Below are 21672 nucleotides of genomic sequence, written 5' to 3' on the forward strand. Positions count from 1 at the left end.
CTAATAGGTTTCCTGGTATAAAAATACTTGTTTTCTGACAACCTACCAGGCGAACCAGGAACTTGGTATAGGACACAATTATAAAAACGATTACAAAATCGGCAATGTAAACCAAAAGGCGCTCCCTATGCCGATTACACTGTCTACTCCAATTGTCCCGTTATGTTTTTTAATGATTTCGGAACATATGTAAAGTCCAAGCCCCAAACCTGTATAGCTGTTCCCACTGTGATCAACCCTGTAATAACGGTCAAATAGTGATGGTAGGTTTTCCGCTGGGATGCCATCGCCCTTATCAATGACTGAAACTTTCACTATTTCGGCAAACCGCTCAACGCGAACTATAATTTCTTTTGATTCAGGCGCATATTTAATAGCGTTAGTAACAAAATTAGTGACAACCTGCTCGATGCGGGAAAAGTCTGCATATATCTCTAATATGGCATCACCCTCAACTTTACATTTAAAGGCGCTATCTCTAAGCAGGGTATCACAACACTCAGTTATTGCGGTTAACAAATTATATTTTTGGGTGCTAATTTGAAGTTGACTTTCATTTACGCTGCTTGTATTTAATAGATCATTAATAAGCGTGTATACTTTATCTAAACTTTTATTAGCCTGCATGATCAGCTTAGCTAGCATGACCGGAGAAGGATTACTTTTCATCCTGTCTAATAATTGCAGGGAGGCCCTGAGACTGGTAATGGGGGTTTTTAGCTCGTGACTGGCAATGTTTATAAAATCGTCTTTTTGCTGCTGCATTAATCGCAATTCCTGTATATCAGTAGCAGTACCGACCCATTGCAGTAATTTACCTTCTCTATTTTTTATAGGCATCAAACGGATAAGATGCCATCTGTAAACGCCATCTGCGCGTTTGCCACGTATTTGGAATTCACCGCCTTCAAGGTTTTTGTGGAGATTGTTAAACTGATTTAAGCACGATTCCAAGTCCTCCGGATGAATTACTTTTACAAATCCATCTACCCTGCTTTGCGTAATGTCCAATCCAGTATAATCGTACCACCGCTGATTATAAAAGTCAACTTTACCTTTGGTCGTGATTGTCCAAGCGATTTGTGGAATAGTTTCCATCATGTTGCGGAAACGACTTTCGCTTTCTGCTAATGCTTTAGTGCGTGAGGCAACCCGGTTCTCCAGTTCCAAATTTAATTGAGATAACTCCTGATTGACCGATCTGACCTTTTCTTTCTCTTCAATGAGCAATTCATTCGACCTGATTAAACGCTGTGCGCTCTTCTCTTTTTCTTCGTTTTGAAAAAGGAGTTCACGATTGGCACTCACCAACTCGGTTGCCTGCGTTTTTAATTTTTCATCAGCGAGTAATTTTTCCAGTCTTATTTCAGTGTCCTTCAATGCACGCTGTATTTTTGCAGGAAGCGCGAAGAGGTTGTTTTTTGAGACAAAATCTGTTACGCCGCTATTTATAAGGCTAACAGCATTTTCTTCTCCGATAATACCGGAAACTACAATAAATGGGAGCAACGGGCGAACGCTTTGTTTGATATCAAAGGCAGTAACCGCGTCGAATGATGGAAGGGCGAAGTCTGAAAGGATAAGATCGGGATTAAAGCTTTCAAGGGCCTGCTCATAATCTATACGGTTTTGAACAACTTTGGAGGTAAAACGGATACCTGACCTTTTCAACTCACGGCAAAGCAGATCAGCATCCGAATCATTATCTTCAAGAATCAGAATTTTAGGATCGGTTATCATTGCGGCTATCTTTTCAGATGCGAGTATTTTATCAACATTTACAGGCATTTTTTACTTGTCTAATGCGCCGGCTGGCTCAGGATCATCCAGTATAAACCGATTTCCTTAATTGCGTTAAAAAAGTTGTCGCTATCTACCGGTTTAACGATATAACTATTAGCACCGAGTTCAAAGCATTTTTCTATATCCGGGCCTTCATTTGATGAAGTGAGCATAACCACTGGAATTGATTTGAGATCCGGGTCTGATTTAACGGTTTCCAGTACCTGGATACCTGATACTTTTGGCATTTTAAGGTCAAGCAGAACGAGTTTTGGGTATTGCTTGTTACTACGTCCCGCATAAATACCCCGGCAATATAAAAAATCAAGTGCCGCCGCACCATCTACAACATGGTGAAGTTTATTGGAAAAACCACTTTTGGAAAGTGCCCTTATCGTTAATATAGCATCATCAGAGCTATCCTCCACAAATAAAATTTCAACATCATCATAATTCATATATACTATTCTTTAAATTAATTTTGGTAAAGTAAAATAAAAGCAGGTACCTTCATTTAAAACCGATTCCGCCCAAACTTTACCTCTGTGCCTGTTTACGATCTTCTGCACAATGGCCAGCCCAATTCCGGTTCCTTCAAATTCTTCCTGCGAATGTAAGCGCTGAAATACGCCAAATAATTTATCATAGTACTGCATGTCGAACCCCGCACCGTAATCCCGCACAGAATAAACAACCATACTGTCATTCTCGTAAGCACTGATTTCTATTCGAGTTATTGGCTTATGCCTGGAATATTTAACTGCATTCGAAATTAAGTTAACCCACACTTGCTTAATTAAGGACTTATCTCCTTTAGCAGACAGGAGATCACTTATAATGAAGACAGGAACATTCTCCCCTTCATCAAAAATCAACTCGTCCCTTACAGTTTGTACAAGATCATTCATCGATACTTCAGAAACGGTAACCTGTTTTCTTCCCAGTTTAGAGAAAGCAAGCAGATCATCAATGAGCACCCCCATTTTTTTGGAGTTGTTTATGATAGATAGTAAAATTTTGTTCCCCTCGTCATCAAGCCTATCGGCATAGTCTTCAGCAAGTATCCTGGTATAGCCGTTAATGGCTCTAATCGGAGCTCGTAAATCATGAGATACCGAATATGAAAATGAACCTAACTCTTTGTTAACTGCTTCTAACTCGGCGGTACGATCAATTACCTTTTGCTCTAATTCTTCATTCAATTTACGAATATCATCCTCCGCCTTTTTTAACTCTCGATTCGCTGTTATAAGTTCATATGCCCGCTTTTCCTTTTCTGAATTTTGAAAAGCCAGCTCCTTATTGGCAATAATCAATTCTGCCGCACGGCGTTCTTTTTCTTCATTTTGAAAAGCAAGCTCTTTATTTGCAACAACCAATTCAGCTGCGCGTAGCTCTTTCTCTTCATTTTGAAAGCGAAGTTCTTTGTTAGCAATAATTAGTTCGGCTGCACGGTCTTCTTTTTCCTGATGTTGAAAAGCTATTTCTCTGTTGGCAATAGATAATTCATCTGAAGCGGTTTTTTTCATACCCTAAACTTGCAATCTTTAAAAATGATTATTTACAGGATAATAGCGGTGGAAAAGCCCCTGATATATAAGCTTATAAAGCTAACATAATATCCCGGTTATCATTCTAAACGTCACAACCAATGTCAATAATTGCATATTAGTACACTAACTTGATGAGGGATACAGCGAAATTCTATAAAGAGACTAATTTAAAGTGATCAGCTTTTTTAACTAAGAGTTTAGACATGCCGAAAACGGTAGATGCATTACAGCCCCCCAATATTACAAACCAAACTTAATAACACCAAGTGGCTTTTTCCTATAGCTTTTAAAAATCCGATCCCAAAGAGGGAATATCGAACCATAGTTGGAATTCGTCTCAACAATAATATTCGAGTGATGTATCCGGTGCATTAAGGGGCTAATGATTAATTTTCTCAAAACAAAATCTACCCTTTCATTGACCTTGATATTGGAGTGTACCAGCAAAACAACGGGAAAAAACAAAATTCCGTAGGCAAACAAGCCCGTCACAGTTGCACCTATCAATGTGAGAAATATCGCTTTCGCGATCACAGAGAAAAAAAGCTCTACCGTATGAAAACGGACTGCAGTTGTCGTATTCATACTTTCATCTTCATGATGAAATTTGTGAAATCTCCAAAGCATGGGTATCCGATGATTGACGCGGTGCCACCAGTACACAAAAAGGTCAATACAAAGTATTTGAAAAACAACGGACAGTAAGTTAGGTAATTTGGAGAAAGGAATCATCCCAAAATGGTTTGCGGAAGCATATACCATCAGCTTTTGTAAATAATATCCGCTTAAAAATGAAAACAGAAGGTTAACCAAACCCACCATGATGTTTTTCAAATCATGATTAGTTTTCAATAACTCTTGTCGTTGCGGAAAGAGATATTCCACAAGATAGGTTAGCAAAAACACAAAGCCAACTGCCACTGGCTGTAAAATATTATTCATGCAGAATAAATGTTTTGTCTCATAAAATCAAATGGTTCATGGAATTATTTTAAACTTCATAAATCCATTTTTAAGGTATATCTTCAATTCTTAAATTTACGATGAAATACTATTAAAGGGTTTTATTAGCTTAAAAACAGGACTGTATTTTGTAATTTAAAAAGCCGCCCTCTAATAAACAACGTATATCTTTTATAATTAAACGAACCATGGATAATTATCTTGATGAAACGGTCAACTTATATCGCAATGCCGCATTAAAACCTGATGTTGGCCTTTGCTGTACCACAACTCCTATGAACTCCTTTCCTGGCTTGGAGATACCTAAGATCATGCAGGAAATGAATTATGGATGCGGCTCCATAGTTAGCGCTAATGACCTGGCTAACGAACCAAAGATCCTGTATGTAGGTGTAGGAGGCGGTATGGAACTGTTGCAGTTTTCTTATTTCAACAGAAACGCGCAAGGTGTGATCGGGGTAGATATTGTGGACGAAATGCTTCAAAGCTGCGCTGCCAACCTGATTGAAGCTGAGCACATGAACCCGTGGTTTAAAAAAGAATTTATTGATCTGCGTAAGGGTTCTGCCTTGGCGTTACCTGTAGCGGATAATTCTATAGACGTAGCCGGGCAAAACTGCCTGTTTAATATTTTTAAGGAGAGTGACCTCAAACAAGCATTAACCGAAATATACCGGGTATTAAAACCAGGTGGTAGATTAGTGATGTCTGATCCGGTGTGCAACCAGCCCATGAATGAAGCATTACGTAACGACGACAGGTTAAGGGCTTTATGCCTTACCGGTTCGTTAACATTAAATGACTATATCAAAAGCATAACTGACATCGGCTTTGGAACCATAGAAATAAGAGCTAAAAGGCCATACCGCATTTTGGCTCCCGGACAATACCCTACTGAGGAATTGCTTTACATTGAGAGCGTGGAAGTCTGTGCCATTAAAGACTCTATGCCTGCCGATGGCCCTTGTGTATTTACCGGTAAAGCGGCTATCTATTATGGTGAAAAGGAATATTTTGATGATGAAAAAGGCCATGTTTTAATGCCTAACCAGCCTTTAGCTGTTTGTGATAAAACAGCCGGGAACTTAGCAGCATTGAATCGTGATGATATTTTTATATCAAACTCCACGTGGTTTTATGACGGTGGTGGCTGCTGCTAATTAATCCATCCGATGAAAATATTTATCACGGGCGTTACCGGTTACATCGGGCAAAAACTGGCCTTACAGCTGGCGGGTGACGGGCATACTATACATGCGCTTGTCCGTGATCAACAAAAAGGTAAATCGTTATTAGATCATCCTAATATCCTCTTATTTACCGGAGATATTTTAGATCCTGATTCCCTGCTAAGTGCTATGGCTGGTTGTGAGCAGGTTTATCACCTGGCTGCATTGGCCTCGGTGTGGCATCGGGATCCCCAAAGCTTTCATATCATCAATGTTAAAGGCCTTCAAAACGTTTTAGATGCCTGTTTGCAATTGGGTATTACAAACGTCCTATTCACATCTACTGCGGGGGTTGTGGGAGATTCAGTAGATGGTAAACCCGTGTGCGAATTGACCAACCCTAACCCCAAACTGGAAACCTTGTATGAGCAAAGCAAGGTGGAAGCCGAAAAGCTTCTGAAAAGCTATATTCCTAAAGGTATCCGTGGTATCATTGTTAACCCCAGCCGGGTTTATGGCCCAGGCATATTAACCGAGAGTAACGGCTTTACCCGTTTGATGAAAATGTATATTAACGGACAATGGAAGATCAAACCCTGCAACGGCAAAAGCATTGGCAATTACGTTTACATAGATGATACGATCAACGGGCTGATAGCCGCGATGGAAAAAGCAAAGCCCGGTGAGCGTTATTTATTAGGTGGCGTTAATGCCACCTACAATGACTTTTTCGGCTTGGTAGATGAGTTAACAGGGGTAAAGAGGAAAATGTACAATGTTCCCTTGCGGGTGATGCTGTTCCTGTCGCGTGTACAGGTGATGATGGCTCAATTGTTTGGAAAACAACCGATGATCACCCCCCCGTTTGTACGCAAATACAACAAAGATTGGATCGTTAGCTCTCAAAAAGCAGAACAGGAAATAGGCTATACAATAATGCCTTTACGCGAAGGTGTAAGCAAAACGCTCGACTGGCTTAATCAACCTGTTTAATAGCCGTAGCCAGTTCATCATAAGTATATGCCGCTTCGTGAAATCTTTTTTTTCCGTTCTTTACAATTAAGGTTCCCGGTAATGCGCCGGACCAGTCAGGGCTTATTTTTTCATTATATGAATTTGGTGCTTCGTTCAGCAGGTAAATTTCGCCGGTTAATTGATGTGTTTTAACAAAGGGTTGAACGCCGCTTTCCAGTTTAGATTTCAAGTCAGTGCTGATTAGGATCACTTTAACAGGCCTGCCCTTTACCGATGCCTTAAATTTTTCAAACTCGGGCAGTTCTTTTACGCATGGTTTGCACCACGTTGCCCAAAAGTTGACCAAGTAAATGGTGTCTTTCCCTTGTTTCATCCGGCTTTCTAATTGGGAAACTGAAATGAGTTTAACCTGTTGGGCTTTTAAACTTACTGATAACAGCAAGCAAAAGGCAATCGTATATAGAGTTTTATTTGTCATGACTTTAATTAACTTTAACGGGCACTGATTGATATACGTACATTTTAACCGATTAGATGCGTGAATTAAACGATGAAGATAAGCATTATCATTCCTGTTTTTAATGAAGCTGAACATATCGGCAAACTGGTGGACTACCTAACGCGCTTTGGTAAAGGTAGTTTGGCAGAGATCATAGTTGTAGATGGCGGCAGCAGTGATCATACTTTGTTAATGGCAAATAGTTCCGGCGCAAAGGGCGTTATTAGCCCTCAAAAAGGCCGTGCAGCACAAATGAATTTTGGCGCTTCGCTGGCTAAGGGCGACTTGCTTTACTTCGTTCACGCAGACACCTTACCGCCAGAGACTTACGTAACAGACATTACAAACGCGGTAAAAGCCGGATATGATCTGGGTAGGTATCTTTCTACCTATGATAGCAAAAGCTGGCTGCTCAAGTTAAATGCTGTGCTGAGCCGGCTGGATACGTTCGGCGGTATGGGTGGGGATCAAACCTTGTTTATCACTAAAGATCTGTTTCAAAAGACTGGCGGTTTCGACGGCACCATGAAAATTATGGAAGAGTTTGAGTTTTGCGCCCGCGCCCGCAAACAGGGTAAGTACAAAATTATCAAGAAGCCCGTATTGATTTCCGCCCGAAAATATGATACCAATGGCTGGCTTACGGTTCAAAAAGCCAACTTCACTATCGTCAAAATGTATCAGAAGGGAGCCAGCCAGGAAAGCATGGTATCAAAATATAAAGAAATGCTGAACTACCGCTAAAGGGATATTCCGTTCAATTCCAGATCGGCAGCTTCGTCGACATCATGCAATTTTTCAAGTAAGCTATGGTTCAGTTTCAATTGGCTTATTGTCGAAATCGTCTGGGTAGCGACCTGATCCGTACTCCAGTCCTTATGCGTGAACAATTCAGGAATATAATGGTTGCAGCCTAACAGGTAATAGCCGCCATCAAAAGTAGGCCCAACAACCACATCGTTATCATTCAGCGCGTCTATCCCTTGCTCCAATACGTGTGTCTGTAATTGATAGCAATCACTACCGATGATCATCACCCTTTCAAAACCCTGGTCAAATAATTCTTTGAACGCGTTGGACATCCTCGCGCCAAGATGCTCACCAAATTGCTGCCTTTTGGTATAACCGGGTAAAGTCCATATATCATGTTCTATGACCTGATCTGTGTAATAGATAAATTTTCGGCAGTTTAATGGAATCGTGATCTGCCGGGTATGGCCTAATAATAAATTGTAAACAGACAATGCTTTTTCATTTCCTATTCCTTTTGCCAAACGGGTTTTAACTTTCCCTAACTCCGGGTGCCTGACAAATATAATTAGCGCTGTCCTCATTAAGTTGTTAAACTCAGTCATTATGCTATCGTTTTAAGTTCAGGCGGTTGTTTAAAAAAATAACGCCAGCATGGCACAGCGAGTGCGGCTCCGGCAACGGGCGCTAATATGTAAATCCATAACGTGCTTAAATTCCCAGCGATTAGCGCAGGGCCAAAAGACCGGGCAGGATTCATAGATGCGCCGCAAATAGGCCCCGCGAAAAGCGCCTCGAATAAAACCACACCGCCAATGGCAAGTCCTGCAAACATACCCTGCTCTTTACTTCCTGTGGCTACGTTGATAATTACAAGCATTAGAATAAAGGTAAGTATGAGTTCCAAAATAAATGACTGTGCATTCGAGCCGGAAGGCACGGTCCAGCCCAGATCTGTATTTTGTGGGAAAAGAAATTTTAAGGTTAAACTGGCAAATGTTGCCCCCGTAAGCTGACTAATAATATAAGGTATAAGAGATTTAGCCGGAAAGCGTTTGGCCAGCGTAAACGCAATGCTTACCGCCGGATTCATATGCGCACCCGAAACGCTACCCAATGCATAGATCATGCTCATTACCACCAGGCCAAAGGTAACTGCAACTCCTAAATGGGTGACAGTATGTACCTGTTCATCAATAACGACCGCACCTGTGCCGCAAAAAACCATAATATAAGTGCCTATGAACTCGGCCAGGTATTTTTTCATTCGGCCAATATTTATTCAGCTACTGCACCGCCGCAACTCGAACCTGCCCCAGCCGTACAACCGTAGCAGTGTTGTTTCAAAATGATCTCACGATTTTGTAATAAACTCAAATCAAAATCTGCGAGGTGCTGTGATGTGGCAGGGGTAACTTTTAAGTCAAGCATCTGATTAAAATCACAATCATATAAAAAGCCGTCCCAGCCTACCGAAATGGTATTTCGGCACATCACATTGGCCACTGCTGCGGGATTAAATGCAGCAATAAGCTTATCCATGTATTTATCGTAGTTACCGGTCGTCAACAAGTAATCCAGATACCTGCTGATGGGCATATTGGTTATGGCAAAAAGGCTATTGAAACTAATGTTGTATTTCTTCATTAGTTCGAACTTATATTCTTTTTCAAGCGCATCCTGCGATGGTGGCAGAAAAGCACCTGCCGGGTTATAAACCAAATTTAACGTTAGGCCGGTATCTTGCATCCCGTATCCAACTGCATTTAACATTTGAAGCGCCTTAATAGAATCTTCAAAAACACCGTCCCCACGTTGTTTATCCGTTCTGTCCTGGGTGAAGCTGGGTAGTGAAGAAACCACTTCTATCTGATGGAGCTTGAAGAACTCCGGCAGATCATGAAAACGCTTATTGGCCAATATAATGGTAAGGTTGCAGCGGACAATAATATGCTTCCCCAATGCTTTGATCTGCTCCACAAACCACCTGAAATCAGGATTTAATTCGGGTGCGCCACCTGTCAGGTCAACAATTTTGATAGGCGAATTAGCTAAAACATTTAAACAAAGTTGCATCGTCTCCCGCGTCATGATCTCCTTGCGGTCTGGCCCGGCATCCACATGGCAGTGCTTGCAAACCTGGTTACACATCTTACCCATGTTCACCTGGAAAATATCTACACCACCGGCTAACAGTGGAAACATACCGGTTGCAGCAACTTTATCTTTGAACGAAGCATGCTTATGCGTGGGGCTATGTTCCAGAATATCCAGCTGATAAGAACTATTAGCTAAAGGGTTTTGCAGGACTTTTAAGGATTTGATCATTACATGCTGATTTCTTTCACCTTGTTCATCATCTGTACACCGTGTACCAGTACTGCACCTCCTTTAATGGCCGAGGCTACATGCACCGCTTCCATCATTTGCGCTTCGCTAAAACCCTTCTCATAGGCATCGCTGCTGTAAGCATCAATACAATAGGGACATTGAACGGCATGGGCTACCGCCAAAGCGATCAAAGATTTTTCTTTGGCAGTTAGTGCGCCGTCTTTAAATACTTCCCCATAATAGGAAAAGAATTTGTCGGCCATTTCTTTCTGATAATCTCCTATATTCCCAAATTTGCCGAGGTCTTCAGCGTTGTAATAATGATCAGCCATTGTTTTCAGATTTATAATTATTCAAATATAAACTCCAGTCGTACTTTTTAAAATGGATAGTTGGTTTGGTACCTTCGGGTATGATCTTATTATTGATTAAGATCTCCAGCATACCTTTTTTTCCGCCAAAATCGTGACGGAACCAGCCCATCAATGCAGGCACATCAACGGTATTAGCCGCTTTACTATAGGTTACCTCGCCTTTTAAATAGGTTTTAACCGCAACATTCAGTTGTTTGTCGATTTGTTCCGGCTCATAAAAAGCGATGGGCGGACAGCTTTTAGCTCCGCAGTTTAAAGCGAAATGAATGCGGTAATCCAGTTTTGCAACCCTAAACTTTTTTTCAAACCCCGAAGGGAAAAGTTTACCCAGGTAGCCCTCGCTCCATTTTACCTTGCTATGGCGTAATATCCCATGCTCGATCAGGTCAAGGCTTAATTCCTGACCGGCGATGTAGATTTGTTTACTGGAAAAAAAGGAACCGCGCGCTTTATACTGATCCGGATCTTTCTTCAAGATTACTTGTGTAAAACCGTTATACAGGTTTAACCAGAATGCCAGTTTTTCATGATCATTATTCAACTGCTCCGCTAAAATATTTGGATCTGAATTTTTTAAAGTATCAATAAATGCTGCGGTACTATCTCCTGTTTTGGCAGCATATAGGAAATTTTGTGACAGCTTGATATAGTCTGTGGCTTTGACATTTTTGGTTTGCGCACTGACCGATACCCCGAAAAGGATGAAAAGCAACATCAAAGCAGATCTGAACGAATGTTTCAAAAGCATATATAAATTACGTAATTTAATTTCTTATGGCTTTATTAAATGGAAATAAGAATTAATATAAAAACGAAAGTCATTAATTGGCATGGTGTAATATCGCGGAATAGTACCGTTGAAATATACCAGTCTATCTGCCTTCCTCTATTTGACTATTTTACGCGTCATATTGATCCGCGGCTATTGGAGCGGCGCGACAGAAATTATCCTAAGGGGCAGGCTGCTTATTTTCTTTCGCTGGTATTTGGTGTATTTGTTTGCTCACGGATTTATATGAGCGGTGCTGAATTAAAGGCTATAACAACAGCCTAACATGAAGACACAAAGCGTATGGGATCAACTCCCATACGCTTATTTTAAAGGATCGGCTATGTAAAGAGATTAACAAACTGCCGAAATGGATTTGTTCCAATAAATGTAACTATTGAACAACAGCTGCACCCGCCACAGCCACCTTGTAGTCGTCTTCTACCGTACTACCGGATACGCCGATAGCGCCTATAACTTCACCTTCCGTATTTTTGATCACCACACCACCGGGAAAAGTAATGAGGCCACCGTTGGAATGCTCGATATTATAAAGTGGCTGGCCGGGTTGAACCAGCGCGCTTAGCGCGGCGGTATCCATAGTAAACCACGCGGCAGTTTTTGCTTTTTTGAAGGAAATATCTACCGAGCCTAACCAGGCTCCGTCCATACGGGCAAATGCAACCAGGTTACTTCCTGGATCTACCACGCATATATCCATTTTTGTGTTGATCTCAGCTGCTTTAATCTTGGCGGCTGCTATGGCCGCTTCTGCCTGTGCTAATGTAATGTTCATGTATAGTTTTATATTATTTAATTGCTAAAAGGTCTACTTTCTCTATGATGGGATCTTTGGCTAAAAGTTCGGCCGCGTTGGCCATTAAGGCTTCAGCAATCTTCCCATCTAAATGGGCTTGCCTGCCTTCTTCGGTCTCAAAGGTGTCAAATATGCCAAAGGTTGACGGACCTAATTGCAGGGCATACCATCGTACCGTATCCGGTTCGGCTTCGGCCAGTGGTAAAGCGCTTTTCAAAAATGCCAGGACGTCTTGTTCTTTACCGGGTTTGGCTTCTACCCGTGCTAATAATGCGAATTTTTCCATGATGATGTTTTTTATGATACAAAGTAAACATCATCACATTAAAACTGTGTGGAAACTCCGGTTCAAAAACTTACGAAAAAAGGTCAATCTTCGATCACCTGGCTTGGGCTTTTACCAAATTGCGCTTTGTAGGCTGTACTGAAATGAGAGAGATTTTTATACCCGGAACTATTGGCCAATTCGGACGGCTTCGTTTTTCCGGATGCTAACAATTGCTTTGACCGCTCCAGCCTTTTGGTTTTAAACCAATTACCCGGCGTTTTCCCGAAGACCTCTATGAAATGCCTTTTAAAGGTAGATAAACTCATATTGCATAAAAAAGCCAGTTCTTCCGTGCGTAGGTTGGTGTATTTATTCGCTTCGATGGTGTTTTTAAAAGACAGGTCGCTGTCATTTTGAAGCGTATTCAATAAGAATGGACGCATCGTATCCTTATACCTGTCCAACAGGTAAATCATAATCTCCTCAAATTTTACTTCCAGCAGCTCTTGTGAAAGTGCCCGGTGAAGTTTAAAATGAACGGAAAGTGAGTTAATAAATGCTTTTACAAAATCGTCCTGTTCTACAGTAAAGTATGGCGTTGGTGGGTTTGGCCCTTTCACAGGCGGGCTGATCAATTCCTTTTTTAATAACAGGTTGGTGAGTTTCGCTTTGGAGAAAAAGATCAGGATGCTTTTATAATTTTCAGAGCCATAGCACTTTTCTGTCATCAGGTAGTTACCCTGCGCAATCATCAGCGCTTTGGTATTATCAAGGTGAATGGCCGAACCGGCATCGTAAATATCCTTTTGCCCCTGTATCAGAAAACTGATCACATACTGGTCGATGGTCACCTTACTGCGGTTCATGATATCTTTGATATCATAGTTATAGACCGACAGGTCACCGGCATTTTCCCCGAACAAATTTTGTGGTAATTTTGTCATTGGCCTAAAAACGTAATAGTGCTCAAATATATACAAACCGTACTAAAAGTTATTGGACTATCCCTTTTGATGGGAGAGTATCGCGTTATTTGAAAAAGTTTCTACCTCGGCCCCTAAATACTTTGGCCATTTCTAAATAAAGTTTATTAGGAAAGCGTTAACACTTACATTTTCATTCCAGCCATATTATCGCCGGTTCCATTCTTAAATATAGCCTCACTATTCAACAAATAAGCACCGTTGGTCACCACGATATCCCCTTTATTCAAGCCCGATAGTATAGCTACATAGTTCTGATTGCCATTACCGGGTTTGATCATTCTCGGTGAGAAACTACCATCCGTATTTTTAACCCAAACCCTGCTGCCTTTTCCATCCGTTAAAACAGCTGATGCCGGAACTGCTAATGATTTGTTAGCTGTGCTTCCTATGGTTAAATATGCCAGCATACCCGGTCTGATCGCGCCTTGCATATTAGAAATACTGATTCTGACCAGATCTACTTTGGATGCATCTGATAATTCAGGGTTTATAAATTCAACCTTTCCTGCGATGACCTGCCGACCAAGATCGGGAAACGATACGTTTACCCGGTCATTGACCTTGTAATTATTGGCTTCATTAGCGTAAAGTTGAGCCTCTACCCATAAATTGTTCAAAGACTGCGTTTTTAAAACAGTCATTCCCTCCGTTACATAGTCCCCCTCGTGGACAGCGATATCGCTTACGGTGCCGCTCACCTTGCTCAATATCACTGTTGAAGCAGATACTTTACCTGAGGCTGCTAAGCTATTGATCTGCGATGCTGACAAACCCCATAACTGCAATTTGCTTTCTGCCGCGTTGATCAGTTGCTTGTAATCCACATCCGGGTTATGCAGCAATTTTTGTTGCTGTTTAGCTAATAAGTATTCTTTTTCAGCTTCCTGGAGGTTTTCGCTGTAAATGGAATAAACAGGTTGGCCGATGGCTATCTTTTCGCTAATTGCCCTGACGAACAATTGCTGAACCCTACCGGCTGATCTCGCGCTCAGTTCCTGTGCGCCGGTCTCATCAGTGGTCACGGTTCCGTTAAGCGTTTTTTCGTTACCTGTATTTTGTTCCTTTACGGTATCTGTCTGAATGGCTGCCAGTTGAATCTGCGTTGCGGTCAGTATGATTTTATCGGTGGCCATATCGCCCATCGTACCGGTCAATTCAACTTTAATGAGTTTCATTGCGCAAATGGGGCAATTACCGTCATGGTCTTCATGAACCTGCGGGTGCATGGAACAGGTATAATAAGCTTTCGCTGTTGTTTTCGCCGCCATAACCTGCGGCTTCGGTTTGCAGGCTGACATAGCCAGCATAAACACTGTTATCCATATTTTGATCTTATTCATGGCCATTTGTTTTAATGAAGCTTTCACTGTCTGATAAATATTGCGCATTGGATGCCAGGCTATCGGTCGATGATAACCCTTTAGTGATCTGTATCTCCTTGTTATTTTTGATCCCGGTGTAAACCTGTTGCGCTTTATACAAGCTACCTTGTTTGAGCCAGACTATTTGCGTCTGTCCCAAGTTAAGTAAGGCAGATCGCGGTATCCATAAACCATTTGTTTCGCCGGTTTGAATGACCGCTTTAATCAGGCTGTTCACTTTTAATTCATGATCCATATTGTCGAGGTAAACCCTGATGCTCGTGGCCTTATCGCCCTCCTGTAGGGTTGGCTCGATAAAGTTGACTTTCCCGACAATCGTTTTGCCTGGCATGTCCGGCAAGTTGATCTGCACCTGTTGATTAAGTTTTAAACTTGAAACCTGTGAGCGATCTATTTTAATAATAGCCCAAAGCATGTGCGGGTTGACCACGTTGAATAAGGTTTGCCCTTTTTCTACATACATCCCCTCTTTAATAGTCAACGGGAGGTTGTTAGCAAAATCCGCAGTCGTTTTATTTTCTGTACTACCCGCCATTTGGCTATGTGCTACGTCATGTACATGACCTTCGTAAAGACTATAAACCGGCAGGCTATAAAACGCTTTACCTGTTTTAATGACCTGTTCTAGTTGTGTCAGCGTCATGCCTGATAGCAGCAGTTTTTGACGAGCCGCGTTGATCAGCCCCGTTTCCTGTGCGGAGTTTTTGCTAACGAATAGCAGATCCTGCTGCGCGGTTAACAGGTCAGGGCTGTAAATATCAAAGATGCGCTGCCCTGCGTGGATCTCCTGGAATGCGTATTTGATATACAGTTTTTCGATCCGGCCTGAAAAACGGGAGGCGATATTATTAAATGTCCGGGTATCAAAATCCAGGTAGCCGTCGCCGGAAATTTCGGTAGCAACCGTCCTTTGTTCCGGCATAACATATCCTACTGACGAAATAACATTGCTGTTTACCGGTTGCAAAACCGTATTCAGCTTGATGCCTGCACCTTCGCTGGCCTGGCCTGATTTCTTAACCAGGTTCATCCCGCAAATGGGGCAACTGCCCGGATGGTCTTCCATGATCTGCGGGTGCATCGGGCAGGTGTATTTGACATCGCTTTTTGCCTGAACCGCAACTGGCGCAGGTTTGGGATTTGAGCAGGCTGTTAAAAAAATCACCACAATGCCTAAGCCCATGAGTACAATCTTAATGTTTTTCATATTCCCTTTCATAAGCAACCTGTAAGGTTAAAAGTTCCTGGAGGCGATCTAAGGCCTCCATCCTTGCCGTTTGTAACCCTTTAATACCATCCAAAACGGATGGGAGATCGCCGGTATTCTGATCGTAGGCCAGCAAGGCTGTTTTATAGCCGTTTTGCAGGGCGGGTATGATATTGAGATCGAAGTTCTTCAACTGTCTTTTCTTACTGCCTATGTTCGCCCTTAAACCGCTTAATTGCCCCTGCGCCTGGTTAAGCATATCGGATCTTCTCTGCTGCAATTCTTCCACTTCGTAGCGGATACCTTTCAGGTTGGCTTTGTATTCTTTGGATGCCCATGGAACAATGGGTATGGTGACCGAAGCCATTAAGATATATTGATTGGGAAAGCCCCCATAACTGATCATGTGCGCTGCTTGTATACCGAAATCCGGCTTACGTTTGCTGTATTCCACCTGCGCATTCATTTGCTGTAGTTCTATACTACGGCTTATACCTTTAATATCGCTTCGCTGATAGGCAAGGGTAGCGGTATCGGTTATAACACCTTCGTAATCTTTTAATACGATACCCGTGTCCACGAGAAAAACGGTTTGCTTATCCCGGTTCATTAGCGTGTTCAGCATAATGTTCCGCTGGCTGATCTCATTATTTAGTTGCTCTCTCGTGTTATCCAATGCAAAGAGTTCGGCTTTTGCCTTATAAATATTAGGCAGCTTTTCTTTTCCGTAGATCAGCCGGATATTGGCATCTTTGAGCATATACTCCAACAAGCCTTTTGTGTTCTCCAATAAGGCCAGTTTCTTTTCCAGCACCACGCGCTCGTAATAGTATTGCTTCGCCTGGGCGATGAGTTGACTTTTTTGATAGTTTTTATCTTCCGCTGTTACTTTGGACATTCCCTTCATATAATCTTGCTTTGCACGCAGTTTAGCCGGGTTGGTAAACATTTGCTCTGCCTGAATCATAAAAGAACCGCCATTGGGATTGATCTGGTAAGGCGTTTGGTATTGCCCCGCGCTGATCTTTGGCGCATCGAAGCTTTTAGCACCGGTAGCGTAAGCGTCCTGCGCGCTGATCTTGGCATCGTAAGCCTGTAAAGCAGGATTACTGGCTACCCTAACTAAAACGCTGTCTAATGGCAGGGTTTGTGCCGGGGCCGTAAGGCCGGCAATACAAGCAAGCAGGGTCAATATGATTTGATTTCTTGTTTTCATGTTTTTATTCCTTTACCTCCAATACTTCCAGTTTACCGTATTTCTTTAACTCGTATTCCTTCACCATTAAAAAGATGAGCGGCGTTACGAGCAAAATATGGGTGGAAGATGTTAACACGCCGCCGATCATCGGCAGTACGATGGGCAGCATGACATCGCTGCCTGTCCCGGTAGCCCACAATACAGGCACCAAACCAAAAAGGGCAACGCAAACCGTCATCAATTTCGGGCGAAGGCGTTTCACTGCGCCATTCATGACGTAAAGCCTCAAATCTTCGCGGGTTATGGTTTCTTTGGAATTGCCTTTTAGAATTACCAATTGTTGCATCGCATCGTTCAGGTAAATGACCATCACGATACCCGTTTCTACGGCAATCCCAAAAAGCGCGATAAATCCAACCGCCACGGCAACCGATAAATGTACCCCGAAGAAATACACCATATATGCCCCGCCGATCAAGGCGAATGGGATAGAGATCAGGCTAAAGAAAGCTTCGCGGATTGAATGAAAGGCAAAGTATAAACAGGCAAAGATTATCAGGAGTACAACCGGTAATATCAGTTTTAAAGTATGCTCCGCACGGATCAGGTTTTCATACTGACCACTCCATTCAATGAAGTAGCCTTTCGGCAAAGATTTGACCATGGTGTTCAACCTTTCCTGCGCTTCCTGCACGGTACTGCCCAAGTCACGGTCACGCACATTAAATAATACCGTGCCACGTAACAACGCATTTTCCGATTGGATCATGGCCGGGCCATCACTGATCTTAATATCGGCAACTGAAGATAACGGCACCGGCCCGTAAGATGTTGTTTGCACCAGCGTCCGATTGATGGCCTCCAGGTTACTGCGGTAATCCTGCGCCAGCCTTACATTCACGCTGAATCGCTGCCTGCCCTCTATGGTGGTTGTTAAATTCATGCCACCCAACGCACTTTCCACTACTTCGTTTACGTCATCAACACTTAACCCGTACCTGCCGATGGCATCCTTGTTTACCTGTATATCTATATATTTATCACCGGTGATCGGATCAACATACATATCCTTCACACCAGCTAAGCCTTGCAGCGCCTGTTTCATTTGATTGGCCAAAACATTAATTGTATCGAGGTTTTGCCCATAAATTTTAAGCCCAACATCGGTACGGATACCCGTGGACAGCATATTGATCCGGTTAATGATCGGCTGAGTCCAGCCGTTCACCACGCCGGGTATTTGCAGCTTGGCATTCAGTTCATTGATAATATCCTCTTTTTTGATGCCTTTGCGCCACTGATCTTTTGGCTTTAACAGAATGATGGTTTCCGTCATACTGATCGGTGAGTTATCCGTAGCGGTATTCGCCCGGCCTGCTTTTCCCAACACATTCGCGACTTCGGGTATGCTTTTAATGATCCTGTCCTGCACCTGTAGCAATTGTTTGGCTTGGGCATTGGATACATCGGGCTGGGTAACGGGCATGAATAGGATCGTTCCTTCGTCCAAAGGCGGCATAAACTCGCTGCCGAGGCTTAATAATAATGGTATGCTGACCAGCAAGGCAATGATATTGATCCCGATGGTTGTTTTACGCCAGGTTACGCACCAATTGAGTATGGGACGATAGAGCCTTTCCAGACCCCGGTTTAGCGGGTTATGGTCGTCCGTCCTTAATTTCCCTTTCAGGAAAAACGAGATCAGCACCGGTGCCAGCGTTACCGCTAATATGGCATCTATCGCCAGTATAAATGTTTTTGTCCAGGCTAAGGGGCCGAACAATTTGCCTTCTTGTCCTTCCAGCAAAAACACGGGGAGGAATGAAGCGACGATGATCAGCGTGGAAAAGAACACGCCTCGGCCAACCTGTTTACAGGATGCTTCTATGATCCTGATTCTTTCTGCTGTGGTCATGATCTTTCTTTTTCTTGTGCAATGGCCAAATTGCGGTGTGAATTCTCTACCATGACGATACCGTTATCCACGATCACCCCGATAGCCAGAGCGATACCGGTTAAGGACATGATATTGGAACTGATGCCAAAGGCGTTCAGCAAAATAAAACTGGCCGCTATGGTGATGGGTATTTGAATGATGATGCTTAAAGCGCTTCGCCAGCTAAAGAGAAACAGGATAACGATAATAGATACCGTGATCATTTCTTCGATCAGCGTATGTTTGACAGAGTTAACGGCGCTTTCGATCAGTTCACTGCGGTCATAAGCGATTTTGAACTTTACGCCGGGCGGCAGACCTTTTTGAATGTCCGCCATTTTATCTTTGACCGCATGAATCACCTTATCGGCATTTTCGCCATAGCGCATCACCACGATACCGCCGACCGCTTCGCCTTCGCCGTTCTGGTCAAAAATGCCCAAGCGTTCATCACCCCCCATTTGAACTGTGGCAATATCCTTTATCCTGACGGGAACGGTTTTAATAACGCCGACACTGATGTTTTCAACGTCGGTTAACGATTTGATATAACCCAGGCCGCGCACAATGTAACCACTGCCGTTCATTTCAAACTTACGCCCGCCCACATCGTTGTTGTTGCTTTTTACCGCTTTCAATACCTGCGATAAGGGAATATTGTAATAATTGAGTTTATGCGGGTCGATGCTGACCTGGTATTGTTTTTCAAAACCACCGAAAGAAGCAACTTCACTTACCCCCGGAACAGTTTGCAAACCCAGCTTTACATACCAGTCCTGTAAGGCCCGTTGTTCGCCAAGGTTGATGCCTTTGGCCTCCAGCGTGTACCATAGCACATGGCCGACACCTGTTCCATCAGGCCCCAATGTTGGGGTGATGCCCGGCGGTAATAAACGCTGCGCATAGTTAAGCCGTTCCAGAACCCGGCTTCGCGCCCAGTACACATCAGCTTTATCTTCAAAAACAATGTAAACAAAGCTCATCCCGAACATGGAAGTGGCCCGGATGGCTTTTATCTTAGGGATTCCCTGCAAATTGCTGACCAATGGGTAAGTTACCTGGTCTTCCATGATCTGCGGACTTCGGCCCTGCCATTCGGTAAACACGATCACTTGGTTCTCCGACAGGTCGGGAATGGCATCGATAGGGTTTTCGCGGACCGCGTAAACACCCCAGGCAAAAAGCCCTATGGCCGCCAGTAGTACGAGATACCTGTTTTTTAAAGACAGGCTTATCAATTGATTAATCATCTTAATTGCTTTAATCAGCCCTCCGCTTGTTGGCGGAGGGTTGAATGAATTACATTTTCATTTTTTCTGCTGGTTTCTTTTTGTTGGTCTTTTTAACCAGCGTCATACCACATTTCGGGCATTTGCCGGGTTTGTCACTAATTACTTCCGGGTGCATGGTACAGGTGTATTGTACTTTTGCAACAGGTTTTACTTTTTTAGTTTTGGTAGTGTCAGAAACTGGATTGCCTGAATGTGCAGCAAAAGCGGTCGCGACAGAAAACAGAATGGCAATAGCCATCAGCATTACTTTTTTCATGTGGTTAAAATTTGAAAATGGATAAATAGCATAGGCAAAACCTATGCATGGTTATGAATTAAGATGGATTACGAAAGAATGATAGCCGGGTACAGAAAGTACGGGCTAAGAGAAACAGGTCAGATCCTGTAGGTGCAGTTTAAGGTATAGATCGGTATATCAGGTTCACCTGGTGGGGGATTTGCTTGATAGTTGGTATGATCAACTTGTTCGGTAGCGAAAGTAGCCAAAGTCCAATTAGCGGGTGCTGGTATAATTGCCGCGGAAAGTTCACTAAAAACAAATGAAGCGGCAGTTACATGGCTATCCTTTACCTTGAAGCTTTTAGTGTCGTGTTTGCAGCAATTATTTTGATCCGTGTGATCTGCCGAAGCATAGGTCAATGTAACCGAAGTCAGCTTACCGCAGCAATAAAAACGGTTTATCCCAATACCCACAAGGGATAAAAGATAAATGGCCGTTAGAAATATGAGTGTGGTACGTTTCACAATCGAAATTACTATTTTTATTTGATTAAAGACAGGTAAGCAGAGCCGCCCCGATTACGGGACGGCTACCTTTTTACTTATAACTTACACTTAGTCTTACATTCTCCTGAATCCTTACAGCTTTTACTGCAATAATCTTTGCAGTTTGGCCCGCATCCCTTTGCGCATTTAGAGCAGGTTATTTTGCTGTTGCAGCAAGGGGTATTGGCATAAGTAATAGATATAGCAGACAATAGCATCACCATGGTGATGAAAAGAAACTTTTTCATGATTTTGAATTTAAAGATTAATAATTAATTGAATAGCGCGGCCACGCAACGACCGATATGCAGATTGAATTATTAAACTTTCGGCGGGTTCCAGCCGTTATGGTGATAATCTGATAATTCACCTGTTTTAAAAGGATGGGTAGATTGCTGATGAAGATCAATAACTGCAAGTGAAAAATATACTGGCTGAGTTACGATAAAACCACACGTTCCGCAGGAAAGCATGGCGTTGCAATTTCCTTTGGCACAATCATCATCAGAACTATGTCTTTGATGACGACAACAATCTTTTTGCGTTTTTGCTACGCAACAAGATGCTTTTTCATGACGAATGTTTGTCATACCCGAAAACGAGGATAAAAGCAATATATTCAAAATGAGAAAAACTGCTAAAGACTTCATGCTCTT

General features: G+C 42.7%; 25 protein-coding genes. 4 read left to right on the plus strand and 21 right to left on the minus strand.

Annotated elements, in window-relative coordinates:
- Positions 1-90: 90 nt before the first annotated feature.
- From DYU05_RS13030 to DYU05_RS13045, 4 genes are all read right to left on the minus strand, one after another.
- Positions 91-1788 carry an ATP-binding protein gene (locus tag DYU05_RS13030; RefSeq protein WP_117383543.1) on the minus strand — a complete coding sequence of 566 codons (1698 nt, stop codon included), beginning with the start codon at positions 1786-1788 and terminating at the stop codon, positions 91-93.
- 11 nt (positions 1789-1799) lie between these two features.
- Positions 1800-2240 carry a response regulator gene (locus DYU05_RS13035; RefSeq protein WP_117383544.1) on the minus strand — a complete coding sequence of 147 codons (441 nt, stop codon included), beginning with the start codon at positions 2238-2240 and terminating at the stop codon, positions 1800-1802.
- Between the two features lie 12 nt (positions 2241-2252).
- Complete coding sequence (locus DYU05_RS13040; protein WP_117383545.1) at positions 2253-3311, minus strand: sensor histidine kinase; 1059 nt, start codon at positions 3309-3311, stop codon at positions 2253-2255.
- A 264-nt stretch (positions 3312-3575) separates the two neighbouring features.
- On the minus strand, positions 3576-4277 hold the full coding sequence (locus DYU05_RS13045; protein WP_117383546.1) for a sterol desaturase family protein: 702 nt from the start codon (positions 4275-4277) through the stop codon (positions 3576-3578).
- A 209-nt stretch (positions 4278-4486) separates the two neighbouring features.
- On the opposite strand from DYU05_RS13045, the gene arsM reads away from it, so the two are divergent.
- Positions 4487-5458: an arsenosugar biosynthesis arsenite methyltransferase ArsM gene (arsM, locus tag DYU05_RS13050; protein WP_117383547.1), complete on the plus strand. Its 972-nt coding sequence runs from the start codon at positions 4487-4489 to the stop codon at positions 5456-5458.
- Between the two features lie 12 nt (positions 5459-5470).
- Entirely contained in the window at positions 5471-6460 is a 990-nt protein-coding gene (locus DYU05_RS13055) for an NAD-dependent epimerase/dehydratase family protein (RefSeq protein ID WP_117383548.1), read from the plus strand.
- Here DYU05_RS13055 and DYU05_RS13060 read toward each other — a convergent pair.
- The gene (locus tag DYU05_RS13060) at positions 6444-7037 is read right to left on the minus strand and encodes a TlpA disulfide reductase family protein (protein ID WP_394339611.1); all 594 of its coding nucleotides are present in this window, start codon (positions 7035-7037) and stop codon (positions 6444-6446) included. The genes DYU05_RS13055 and DYU05_RS13060 overlap by 17 nt on opposite strands.
- Here DYU05_RS13060 and DYU05_RS13065 point away from each other — a divergent pair.
- Entirely contained in the window at positions 6993-7685 is a 693-nt protein-coding gene (locus tag DYU05_RS13065) for a TIGR04283 family arsenosugar biosynthesis glycosyltransferase (protein ID WP_117383550.1), read from the plus strand. The two genes, DYU05_RS13060 and DYU05_RS13065, sit on opposite strands and share 45 nt — an antisense overlap.
- On the opposite strand, the gene DYU05_RS13070 is transcribed toward DYU05_RS13065, so the two are convergent.
- Genes DYU05_RS13070 through DYU05_RS13090 form a run of 5 tightly spaced genes read right to left on the minus strand, consistent with a single transcriptional unit; the run spans position 7682 to position 11144 of the window.
- Complete coding sequence (locus tag DYU05_RS13070; RefSeq protein ID WP_165852070.1) at positions 7682-8275, minus strand: TIGR04282 family arsenosugar biosynthesis glycosyltransferase; 594 nt, start codon at positions 8273-8275, stop codon at positions 7682-7684. The two genes, DYU05_RS13065 and DYU05_RS13070, sit on opposite strands and share 4 nt — an antisense overlap.
- 20 nt (positions 8276-8295) lie before the next feature.
- On the minus strand, positions 8296-8958 hold the full coding sequence (locus DYU05_RS13075) for an MIP/aquaporin family protein (RefSeq protein ID WP_205771876.1): 663 nt from the start codon (positions 8956-8958) through the stop codon (positions 8296-8298).
- 11 nt (positions 8959-8969) lie between these two features.
- A complete protein-coding gene (gene arsS / locus DYU05_RS13080; RefSeq protein ID WP_235854017.1) occupies positions 8970-10019 on the minus strand; it encodes an arsenosugar biosynthesis radical SAM (seleno)protein ArsS in 1050 nt (349 codons plus the stop codon).
- Positions 10019-10354 carry an arsenosugar biosynthesis-associated peroxidase-like protein gene (locus DYU05_RS13085; protein WP_117383553.1) on the minus strand — a complete coding sequence of 112 codons (336 nt, stop codon included), beginning with the start codon at positions 10352-10354 and terminating at the stop codon, positions 10019-10021. The genes arsS and DYU05_RS13085 overlap by 1 nt, the downstream gene beginning before the upstream one ends.
- A complete protein-coding gene (locus DYU05_RS13090) occupies positions 10347-11144 on the minus strand; it encodes a DUF547 domain-containing protein (protein WP_117383554.1) in 798 nt (265 codons plus the stop codon). The genes DYU05_RS13085 and DYU05_RS13090 overlap by 8 nt, the downstream gene beginning before the upstream one ends.
- 39 nt (positions 11145-11183) lie before the next feature.
- Here DYU05_RS13090 and DYU05_RS13095 point away from each other — a divergent pair, with 39 nt between their 5' ends.
- Complete coding sequence (locus DYU05_RS13095) at positions 11184-11450, plus strand: hypothetical protein (RefSeq protein ID WP_117383555.1); 267 nt, start codon at positions 11184-11186, stop codon at positions 11448-11450.
- A 109-nt stretch (positions 11451-11559) separates the two neighbouring features.
- Here DYU05_RS13095 and DYU05_RS13100 read toward each other — a convergent pair whose 3' ends face one another.
- From DYU05_RS13100 to DYU05_RS20915, 11 genes are all read right to left on the minus strand, one after another.
- Entirely contained in the window at positions 11560-11961 is a 402-nt protein-coding gene (locus DYU05_RS13100) for a GlcG/HbpS family heme-binding protein (protein WP_117383556.1), read from the minus strand.
- Between the two features lie 13 nt (positions 11962-11974).
- The gene (locus DYU05_RS13105) at positions 11975-12268 is read right to left on the minus strand and encodes a putative quinol monooxygenase (protein WP_117383557.1); all 294 of its coding nucleotides are present in this window, start codon (positions 12266-12268) and stop codon (positions 11975-11977) included.
- Positions 12269-12351: 83 nt separating this feature from the next.
- The gene (locus DYU05_RS13110) at positions 12352-13194 is read right to left on the minus strand and encodes a helix-turn-helix domain-containing protein (protein ID WP_117383558.1); all 843 of its coding nucleotides are present in this window, start codon (positions 13192-13194) and stop codon (positions 12352-12354) included.
- Positions 13195-13358: 164 nt separating this feature from the next.
- Positions 13359-14576, minus strand: coding sequence for an efflux RND transporter periplasmic adaptor subunit (locus tag DYU05_RS13115; protein WP_165852071.1), 1218 nt, complete (start codon positions 14574-14576; stop codon positions 13359-13361).
- Positions 14569-15825 (minus strand): HlyD family efflux transporter periplasmic adaptor subunit, encoded by a 1257-nt coding sequence (locus DYU05_RS13120; protein WP_165852072.1) that lies wholly within the window; start codon positions 15823-15825, stop codon positions 14569-14571. Before DYU05_RS13120 ends, DYU05_RS13115 begins: the two co-directional genes overlap by 8 nt.
- Positions 15812-17041 carry a TolC family protein gene (locus DYU05_RS13125; protein ID WP_117383561.1) on the minus strand — a complete coding sequence of 410 codons (1230 nt, stop codon included), beginning with the start codon at positions 17039-17041 and terminating at the stop codon, positions 15812-15814. The genes DYU05_RS13120 and DYU05_RS13125 overlap by 14 nt, the downstream gene beginning before the upstream one ends.
- A 4-nt stretch (positions 17042-17045) precedes the next feature.
- On the minus strand, positions 17046-18938 hold the full coding sequence (locus DYU05_RS13130; protein ID WP_117383562.1) for an efflux RND transporter permease subunit: 1893 nt from the start codon (positions 18936-18938) through the stop codon (positions 17046-17048).
- Positions 18935-20209, minus strand: a complete 1275-nt coding sequence (locus tag DYU05_RS13135) for an efflux RND transporter permease subunit (RefSeq protein ID WP_117383563.1) — start codon at positions 20207-20209, stop codon at positions 18935-18937. The genes DYU05_RS13130 and DYU05_RS13135 overlap by 4 nt, the downstream gene beginning before the upstream one ends.
- Before the next feature lie 49 nt (positions 20210-20258).
- Positions 20259-20507 carry a heavy metal-binding domain-containing protein gene (locus DYU05_RS13140; protein WP_117383564.1) on the minus strand — a complete coding sequence of 83 codons (249 nt, stop codon included), beginning with the start codon at positions 20505-20507 and terminating at the stop codon, positions 20259-20261.
- 119 nt (positions 20508-20626) lie between these two features.
- Complete coding sequence (locus DYU05_RS21550) at positions 20627-20995, minus strand: HYC_CC_PP family protein (protein WP_449406638.1); 369 nt, start codon at positions 20993-20995, stop codon at positions 20627-20629.
- A 341-nt stretch (positions 20996-21336) separates the two neighbouring features.
- Positions 21337-21666, minus strand: a complete 330-nt coding sequence (locus DYU05_RS20915; protein WP_133300228.1) for a hypothetical protein — start codon at positions 21664-21666, stop codon at positions 21337-21339.
- Positions 21667-21672 lie beyond the last annotated feature (6 nt).

This window comes from Mucilaginibacter terrenus, from assembly GCF_003432065.1.
GTDB lineage: Bacteria > Bacteroidota > Bacteroidia > Sphingobacteriales > Sphingobacteriaceae > Mucilaginibacter > Mucilaginibacter terrenus.

What these genes read in the sequence shown, in the direction of transcription:
- DYU05_RS13040 (WP_117383545.1), bottom strand. Translation starts at nt 3,311, where the DNA reads ATGAAAAAAACCGCTTCAGATGAATTATCTATTGCCAACAGAGAAATA.
- DYU05_RS13070 (WP_165852070.1), bottom strand. Translation starts at nt 8,275, where the DNA reads ATGAGGACAGCGCTAATTATATTTGTCAGGCACCCGGAGTTAGGGAAA.
- DYU05_RS13055 (WP_117383548.1), top strand. Translation starts at nt 5,471, where the DNA reads ATGAAAATATTTATCACGGGCGTTACCGGTTACATCGGGCAAAAACTG.
- DYU05_RS13130 (WP_117383562.1), bottom strand. Translation starts at nt 18,938, where the DNA reads ATGACCACAGCAGAAAGAATCAGGATCATAGAAGCATCCTGTAAACAG.
- arsM (WP_117383547.1), top strand. Translation starts at nt 4,487, where the DNA reads ATGGATAATTATCTTGATGAAACGGTCAACTTATATCGCAATGCCGCA.
- DYU05_RS13100 (WP_117383556.1), bottom strand. Translation starts at nt 11,961, where the DNA reads ATGAACATTACATTAGCACAGGCAGAAGCGGCCATAGCAGCCGCCAAG.
- DYU05_RS13030 (WP_117383543.1), bottom strand. Translation starts at nt 1,788, where the DNA reads ATGCCTGTAAATGTTGATAAAATACTCGCATCTGAAAAGATAGCCGCA.
- DYU05_RS13065 (WP_117383550.1), top strand. Translation starts at nt 6,993, where the DNA reads ATGAAGATAAGCATTATCATTCCTGTTTTTAATGAAGCTGAACATATC.
- DYU05_RS13075 (WP_205771876.1), bottom strand. Translation starts at nt 8,958, where the DNA reads ATGAAAAAATACCTGGCCGAGTTCATAGGCACTTATATTATGGTTTTT.
- DYU05_RS13140 (WP_117383564.1), bottom strand. Translation starts at nt 20,507, where the DNA reads ATGAAAAAAGTAATGCTGATGGCTATTGCCATTCTGTTTTCTGTCGCG.
- DYU05_RS13110 (WP_117383558.1), bottom strand. Translation starts at nt 13,194, where the DNA reads ATGACAAAATTACCACAAAATTTGTTCGGGGAAAATGCCGGTGACCTG.
- DYU05_RS20915 (WP_133300228.1), bottom strand. Translation starts at nt 21,666, where the DNA reads ATGAAGTCTTTAGCAGTTTTTCTCATTTTGAATATATTGCTTTTATCC.
- DYU05_RS13085 (WP_117383553.1), bottom strand. Translation starts at nt 10,354, where the DNA reads ATGGCTGATCATTATTACAACGCTGAAGACCTCGGCAAATTTGGGAAT.
- DYU05_RS13125 (WP_117383561.1), bottom strand. Translation starts at nt 17,041, where the DNA reads ATGAAAACAAGAAATCAAATCATATTGACCCTGCTTGCTTGTATTGCC.
- DYU05_RS13105 (WP_117383557.1), bottom strand. Translation starts at nt 12,268, where the DNA reads ATGGAAAAATTCGCATTATTAGCACGGGTAGAAGCCAAACCCGGTAAA.
- DYU05_RS13095 (WP_117383555.1), top strand. Translation starts at nt 11,184, where the DNA reads ATGGAAATAAGAATTAATATAAAAACGAAAGTCATTAATTGGCATGGT.
- DYU05_RS13060 (WP_394339611.1), bottom strand. Translation starts at nt 7,037, where the DNA reads ATGTTCAGCTTCATTAAAAACAGGAATGATAATGCTTATCTTCATCGT.
- DYU05_RS13115 (WP_165852071.1), bottom strand. Translation starts at nt 14,576, where the DNA reads ATGAATAAGATCAAAATATGGATAACAGTGTTTATGCTGGCTATGTCA.
- arsS (WP_235854017.1), bottom strand. Translation starts at nt 10,019, where the DNA reads ATGATCAAATCCTTAAAAGTCCTGCAAAACCCTTTAGCTAATAGTTCT.
- DYU05_RS13090 (WP_117383554.1), bottom strand. Translation starts at nt 11,144, where the DNA reads ATGCTTTTGAAACATTCGTTCAGATCTGCTTTGATGTTGCTTTTCATC.
- DYU05_RS13135 (WP_117383563.1), bottom strand. Translation starts at nt 20,209, where the DNA reads ATGATTAATCAATTGATAAGCCTGTCTTTAAAAAACAGGTATCTCGTA.
- DYU05_RS13035 (WP_117383544.1), bottom strand. Translation starts at nt 2,240, where the DNA reads ATGAATTATGATGATGTTGAAATTTTATTTGTGGAGGATAGCTCTGAT.
- DYU05_RS13045 (WP_117383546.1), bottom strand. Translation starts at nt 4,277, where the DNA reads ATGAATAATATTTTACAGCCAGTGGCAGTTGGCTTTGTGTTTTTGCTA.
- DYU05_RS13120 (WP_165852072.1), bottom strand. Translation starts at nt 15,825, where the DNA reads ATGAAAAACATTAAGATTGTACTCATGGGCTTAGGCATTGTGGTGATT.